We start from the raw sequence: 1,663 nt of genomic DNA on the forward strand, positions 1-1,663 counted from the left end.
GCCGGCGAAGCGGTACGGGATGGACGTGCCGATGGGGCCCATGGTCGTTGCGTCCGCCAATTCCACCCGATGCAGCAGGTTACGGCCGAATTCCGTGACCCACAGGTACGCCCCGTCCGGGCTGAGGGCCACGCCGTTGGCCATGGCCAGGTTTGGCGCCACGCAGGTTATGGTCTTGAAATCAGGCGAGACATAGTAGACCCCGCCCTTGGGCTGCGTGGGCGAACCCTTGAAGTCCGTGAAATAAAAACCGCCGTGCGCGTCCATGACCAGGTCGTTGGGCAGGTATCCGGCGTCAGGCGAGACGATTGCGCGCAGACCCTTGCCGTCCGGGTTTACCGCGAAGATGGCCCCCTTGGTGTAGGTGGAATCCAGGGCGGCGATGAACAGGCGCCCGTCTTTATGGAAGGCGATGCCGCCCGGCGAATAGCCGTCCAGATCAACGAAGGTCGAGAGTTTCTTGTCCGGCGTGGCGCGCAGCACCCGCCCGTTGCTGACGTCGCAGAAGAGGAGATTGCCCCTGGCATCGAAAATGGCGCCTTCCAGGATGTCGTTTTTGTCCGCCACTTTGAGCCACTGTTCCGCGGTCACGGTCTGCAGGTTGCGCTCCGAAGGCGGAATGGGCGCCGGGCCTCTGGTATGCTCGTCATAGGCGAGGCCAGCGGCCAGGCTGTGAAGCGGAGCAGCGCCCAGTGAAGCGAACAGAAGCGCGGTGACCGCGAGCATTCTGAGAAGTGTTTTATGCATTGTTATTCTCCGTTTTTGAGATCGAAAAAGCCCTGTGCGAATCCGCCCTTGACCCAGCCTTCGGTCCAGGGCGCGGCTTGGCGCACGTGGGCCTCCACTTCCTGAATGTACCAGCGGCCGTTCTTCTTGATGAAGGTGTCCCGGAAAATGCCGGGCAGGAAAAAGGCGCCGTCTTTGCCCTGGGTGTCCCGCAAGGTCAGGAAGGTCAGCATGTAAAAACTGCCTGTGGCCCGCGTGCCGTCCGGGTCTATCTCGATAATCGAGGGGGTGATGTTGTGGCAGGACCAGGGCTGACCGTGGACCAGCCGGCGGCATTGTTCCTTGATGGCTTCAGTGCCGGTGATGGTCACGCCTTCGATGATCCATCTGCCGTCCTCGGCGAAAAGTCCCGCGATGCCTTCCGGGTCGTACCCGGCGTCAAGAAATTCTGCATACCGGGCCTTGAGCTTCTTGATTGCTTCCATATCTTCAAGGCGCGTCACCCGTTGTTCCAGGGTGAGCGGTTCAGTGGATCCCATATTCACCGCCTTCGGTAAAAATGTGTCGTTGATGGAAGAGTGCTCCTCGTGCTTGGGGGCCGCCCGAAGAGCACTTCCGGGAATCCGGGGCATGGGCCCGCGGTCCGTCTTTACCAGGAGTACGCCTGCGGGGCTTCGCCGCCGGGGCCGGGGAAAATCGCGTCGAGCTCTTTCAGGGTTTCCGGAGAAAGCTTGACGTCGATGGCCGGGAGAGCCTGGGTCAGTTGGTCCACGATGCGCGGGCCGACGATGGGCGCGGTCACTACGGGGTTATGGAGCAGCCAGGCAAGAGCCACGTCGGCCGGGCGTTCGCCGATTTTGTCGCACAGGGCTTCGTATTTTTCCAGCTGCGGACGGCGCTGCTCAATAAGCTGTTGCATGGCCGGAGCGGATCTTCG

General features: G+C 61.7%; 3 protein-coding genes. All 3 read right to left on the bottom strand.

Translation table 11 applies throughout. From position 1 onward, the window contains the following. On the bottom strand, positions 1-747 hold a 747-nt coding region (locus tag V6C16_RS12645; RefSeq protein ID WP_333543374.1), incomplete at its 3' end, for an SMP-30/gluconolactonase/LRE family protein. 2 nt (positions 748-749) lie between these two features. Beyond that, on the bottom strand, positions 750-1,265 hold the full coding sequence (locus tag V6C16_RS12650) for a nuclear transport factor 2 family protein (RefSeq protein WP_333536520.1): 516 nt from the start codon (positions 1,263-1,265) through the stop codon (positions 750-752). 110 nt (positions 1,266-1,375) lie between these two features. Continuing rightward, positions 1,376-1,663 (bottom strand): aldo/keto reductase (locus V6C16_RS12655; protein WP_333543375.1); only part of this gene is annotated, 288 nt, incomplete at its 5' end.

It is taken from the genome of Desulfovibrio sp. 1188_IL3213, assembly GCF_036763145.1.
In the GTDB taxonomy this organism is placed as follows: domain Bacteria; phylum Desulfobacterota; class Desulfovibrionia; order Desulfovibrionales; family Desulfovibrionaceae; genus Desulfovibrio.

Coding starts and splice junctions, on each gene's coding strand:
- V6C16_RS12650 (WP_333536520.1), bottom strand. CDS start 1,265: ATGGGATCCACTGAACCGCTCACCCTGGAACAACGGGTGACGCGCCTT.